General features: G+C 54.5%; 6 protein-coding genes. 2 read left to right on the top strand and 4 right to left on the bottom strand.

The genetic code is table 11. The features are described from left to right. On the bottom strand, nt 1-639 hold a 639-nt coding region (locus tag H5P30_RS07635), incomplete at its 3' end, for a CHC2 zinc finger domain-containing protein (protein ID WP_246459221.1). Beyond that, a complete protein-coding gene (locus H5P30_RS07630) occupies nt 632-919 on the bottom strand; it encodes a hypothetical protein (protein ID WP_185691325.1) in 288 nt (95 codons plus the stop codon). The genes H5P30_RS07635 and H5P30_RS07630, both read right to left, overlap by 8 nt. Before the next feature lie 170 nt (nt 920-1,089). On the opposite strand from H5P30_RS07630, the gene H5P30_RS07625 reads away from it, so the two are divergent. After that, entirely contained in the window at nt 1,090-1,488 is a 399-nt protein-coding gene (locus tag H5P30_RS07625) for a helix-turn-helix domain-containing protein (protein WP_185691324.1), read from the top strand. 6 nt (nt 1,489-1,494) lie between these two features. Next, entirely contained in the window at nt 1,495-2,247 is a 753-nt protein-coding gene (locus H5P30_RS07620) for a hypothetical protein (protein WP_185691323.1), read from the top strand. An 864-nt stretch (nt 2,248-3,111) separates the two neighbouring features. On the opposite strand, the gene H5P30_RS07615 is transcribed toward H5P30_RS07620, so the two are convergent. Continuing rightward, nucleotides 3,112-3,489 carry a hypothetical protein gene (locus H5P30_RS07615; RefSeq protein WP_185692369.1) on the bottom strand — a complete coding sequence of 126 codons (378 nt, stop codon included), beginning with the start codon at nt 3,487-3,489 and terminating at the stop codon, nt 3,112-3,114. A gap of 17 nt (nt 3,490-3,506) precedes the next feature. Next, on the bottom strand, nt 3,507-4,739 hold a 1,233-nt coding region (locus tag H5P30_RS07610; RefSeq protein WP_221774321.1), incomplete at its 5' end, for an RHS repeat-associated core domain-containing protein.

Below are 4,739 nucleotides of genomic sequence, written 5' to 3'. Positions count from 1 at the left end.
GTCGATCACGGGGAAGACCAGCGATCCGTTAAAATGCTCGTGACCGCTCTCGCGGTAAATCCCCAGCCGCTGCAAGCGGGTGCGGATTTCCGCTCCGTCCTTGCGGTTCTTGTGCGGCAAGGTCAGCCCGAGCGTCCGGTCGGCGTAGCCGATCCGGAAGGTTGCCAGGGCTTCTTCCTCCCAGAGGCCGCGCTTCTTCAAGTAGTCCACCGCAGCCTTATTCTCCTTTAGCCGCCCCGCGTAGTAAGCGAGCACCTGCCCGAAGAGCGTCTGGTCGTCCGCGTCGAACTCGATCGGAGGCGGAAGCTTCGGAACGGTGGACTTCCTCACCGGACCCGCGCTCCGGTAGAGCGAGGGGTTCTTCGTCCGCAAAAGCTCCACCGCCTCCCGGAAGGAGACCCCGTCGTATTTCATGACGAAGTCGATCACGCTCCCGCCCTGCCCGCTGCTCATGCAGTGCCACAGGTTCTTGCCCGGGGTCACGATGAAGCTCGGCGTCTTCTCCTCCGTGAACGGCGAGAGGCCCGCAAGGTCCTTCGAGCCATGCTTCTTCAGCTCGATTCCCTTGGACCGGACCAAGGCCGCGAGGTCCACGGAGGATTTCAGGGAGTCCAGTTCGGTCTCGGGGATCCTACCCATCTTCCCGCCTCCACTCTTTCAAGGTTTCCACCGGTGGATAATGGCTCTCCAGCCAGTCCGTCACCCGACTCGCCTCCCAACTGCCCGGACGATTCCAAGCCTCGGCCAGATCGTGGGCCAACTCTCCGAGCGTCTCTTCGAGCTTTTGCAAGCAACGCTCCCGCGCCAACGCCCGGGCAGGCTCCAGATTCAGGGGGTGGATTTCTACCACCAGTTTCACCGGAGAGGGCTTCCGTCCGGTCGTTTCAGCTTGCCCTTCCGGGCCGTTTTCTTCTTTCATGTCTTTGTATTCATTTACTGATTGAAGGTCAGCGGCTTATGTTTTCCCGACTCAGCTGCTGGCCTTTTTTCGTATTTGGCAGTCAAGGCAAAACTATCAAAAATTTAAGCATTCTTAACTTGCATAATTTTTTGATAGTTCACATTGGCATAGACATGCAAGCGATTTCCGTGAAAAAGACCATTTTGACGAATCGTCCGTATAATCGGCCCATGGCAAGCGGACGAACCACCACCAAGGAAGCCCCTTTCTTCGGTCAACGACTCTCCCATTTTCGCAAGCAACGCGGCATGACCCAGCAGGAACTCGCCGATGCGCTGGAGATTTCCAGGAGCCTCGTGCACCACTACGAACGCAGTTGCCCGAACCCAACCAGTGATTTCGTGCTCAAGGTTTCAAAGGTTCTCGATGTTTCCCTCGACGAACTCTTCGATCTCAAACCCGAGAAGATCAAAAGCGGCCCACCGCCAAGAGTGAAAAAACTCACACAGCGGCTGGTCGGACTTCCGAAGGCTAAGCAGGGCGTCGTTCTCGAGATGCTCGAAAGCTACCTCGACAAGGCCTCCTGAGCACCAATGGAGCCGGACGATGACACGATTCGGCTCATCGCCGAATGCATGCGCGAGGACGGTGACCGGAAAAAAGAAGAAGCTTACCAAGCCATGCGCAAAGCATGGCTTGAACGTCGTGATGGGAACCCCAGCCTCCAACCCGGTTTCAAGGTCGATACCGATCTTCAGCCTCTTCGATGGCTCGAAGATGGCCGGGATCTGATCCAAAGTGCCAAAGGCACGATTTCGGTTCAGTTGTCCAGCGGCCTTTCCAGACCACCCTTGAACACCTATCTTCCCTATCCGGTTTTCCAGATGGGCGCGGAGATATTTCTCAAGGGCATGTGGCTTTGCCAGTTCGAAGAGTGCCGGAACCTCCGGGATCACGATTGGATGACTTCCGAGAAGCGGAAAGACTACCGAGAGAAACTAAAGGACATCGGACACGATCTAATCGGGCTAACCGCAAGGGTTCGGCAAATCGGACCGTTCGGCGAAAGCGTTCCGATTGGCGAGTTTCTCACGATTCTCGATGCCGTTGTTCGCGAGCACTACTTTCCATTATACGAAGCCGCACGCAAGGGCTCCAACTGGGCTTATGCCCGCTACCCAAAACGGTTCTACAACGACTCGCTGGAGATCGCTTCGGCAAACTCCTTGCTACGGTTTCCCGACCAAAGCCTTTTGCGTCGTGCTTTCGACGACGCATTTGACGAGATCGAACGCATTTGGAACATCCGCGCCAACTTGGCCGCCAGGAGCCGTTCCGAAAGATGATTTTCTCTTTAGCCGCTTTCCAGCGGGCCGGGGAGGCGGCCCAAGATTGGGTGCCAGGCGCGAAGCGCGGGGCATGGCTCCTTCCCCATCCTTCCGGCTTCGCCGGGTAATCCTCAAGCGTCGTAGATGGCCCGCTTGCCGGGCCGTGGGCGTCGCGTCCTGCGTCGGAGTGGCATTTCCCCGCGCGGCGAAGCAAAGCGAGCAACGCGCGGGGCAACCGCGCCACGGGTGGCGGGGGGAAGCTCCCAGAGCAAAGCGAAGCGTGCGATTTTGGGGGCGCGTGGCGGGGAGCGACTAAGGAAAGATTCCTCTTGTCGGAGATATTTCAATACGGAGGCAAGCCTCCCGGATTGCCGTTGCCGCCGGGCGCGGGGCCGTTCCAAACTTTGGAGCATCGGAATCCGATGCGGAGGGAAGCTTTTGGCAAAGCGACGAAGGAGCGCGCAGAGGCCGAAGGACTCGGAGGGAACATTCCCGCGACACCGGGGAGTTTCCGAACCAATACAACGTGAGCCCGCACCCGCCCCGGCTCCCCCACCCCGACCGCGCCGCCTATCCTGGCCGACCTGTCTCGGCGTAGTCCAAAAGGGGCGAAGACGGAAGACTCGCACAAGACAGCGTTATGTCAAAACCCGCCCCATCCGAAGGAGCTCCAGCGACTGGCAGGAGGAATCAGGCGGGATTGGACATAACGCCCTTGTGCGAAAGCGCAGGCCCGGACCTCCAATCATCGCGGCGCGGGCGGGGCGGGGGCGCCGGGGCGGCATAAGGGCGTCCGAGACGCGCCGAAGAGTTGACCGGATTCCAGCAGGGATCACTGGGGGATTCTTGTCATGATTCAAGACGTGACGTCTTTTTGGCGTCCTAGTCCTTTTCTGTCCCGGCTTCGGCCATCTCCTCGGGAAGCGCAACTATGGCAAATGAAAAAAACTTCATGCCATCTTTATCATCAATAGTTTCACGGCAGAAAGAAGGTAATTCGATCTTCTCAGATCCAACAAAAACGTCTGTCTTTGATTCTTTACCTTCAGCTTTATAGCATCCAACTATAACAGACTCGGATTCCACATTAATCCTGGAGTGTATATATATTCCAGTAGTAAAACCAGCCCCTATCAAAAAACATCCTGCCTCTGGAAAAAAATTAAAAACAACAATGCCTAGAATGAAGACGATAAGGAATGCGTTTCCAAGCTTTCTCCTGCCTTTAAAAATAAATTTTGCAACATCTCTTTGTTTCATAGCGAATATTAAAAATTTTACCGAGCTCCAGCAAGCTTACCTGTGACTACAACAACTTTTCCAATATTTGAAACATAAGCTGAAATGCCAGCTGTTACAATAGCGAGACCAGTTGGAACAATATGAAAATCAGTTTCGACACCAACGGTCTGATCGATGGATCCACTTACGCAAGAACATGCCTTAAAAGTCTGTCCAGATATTGTAATTTCTTTACTTATATACGTTTGGAAAGAGGCACTCACATCTTGTTCGGAACCGAAGTAGAAACCTGCATTCCAAAACTTTTTCCACCATGATTTCCCTTCCCACTGAACACCTCCAGTAATACGCCCAATGGCATTGAGATTGTCACCTTTGAGTCCAGCCCAAGCATCAAAGCCAACACGCTGATCCCTCTCATCTAAACTAATATCCCAATCAAATTTGACATTTGAAGGCCACTCATCTGGGCACTCAGCTTTACTCTTACCAGTTTCATAGTTAAAGGATGCAGTGAATCTAAATTTGACCGTAACAGTCGCAACAATCAATTTAATCTTCGGCTCCCAAGTCCATGGTCCAAGATCAAGCTGCCCCAAATAATCCCATCTATCCACCCCAGCATTCCCGACGAACCCATACAGATTCAACCCACCCCTTTCTCCGATGGGATCGCGAGATGGCCACCTTCCCGTTTCGGGGTTATAGTATCTAAAGCCGTAATACAGTAGGTCCGTCTCGTTATCTTGATATTTGGTCGAGAAGCGGAAGGCGAAATCGTCTGGTGCTCCGGTCGAAGCGATAACGCGACCGAATGACGAGTATTCATAGTGGGCGGCAATGGCCCCGGTTTCGTCGAGATACTCGCTGACATTGCCGTTGGCGTCGTAAGTCGGGTAGAAAACGTCTGAACTGGACTTATCCAAGACACTCAACAGTCCTCCTACTCCACCGGCTCCCTGCATCGACCCGCTCAGGTCTTGGCCCCAGAGATAGGTGGCCTGATGGCTGAGACCGGAAACCTGAGAGCTGAAAGTGGCGATTAGGTTCCAGCCGTCATAGATAAAACGCTCTTCGGAGACGGTTTGCATCGAGGCGAGGGGCACGTCGTATTCTTCGACGGTTTTCTCGACCCGGCGACCCTGATAGTCGTAGGTAAAGGTCAGGCGAACGGCACCGCTGCTGGGATTCATGATGTCGGCGTAATTACGGGCCTCGATCATTCTGTTTTCGCCGTTCCACTCAAAGTACCACCCCACTCCATCGTA

Source organism: Puniceicoccus vermicola (assembly GCF_014230055.1).
GTDB classification, from domain to species: domain Bacteria; phylum Verrucomicrobiota; class Verrucomicrobiia; order Opitutales; family Puniceicoccaceae; genus Puniceicoccus; species Puniceicoccus vermicola.
Note: the sequence above shows the minus strand (reverse complement) of the source record. Positions and strands in the feature narration are given on the sequence as shown.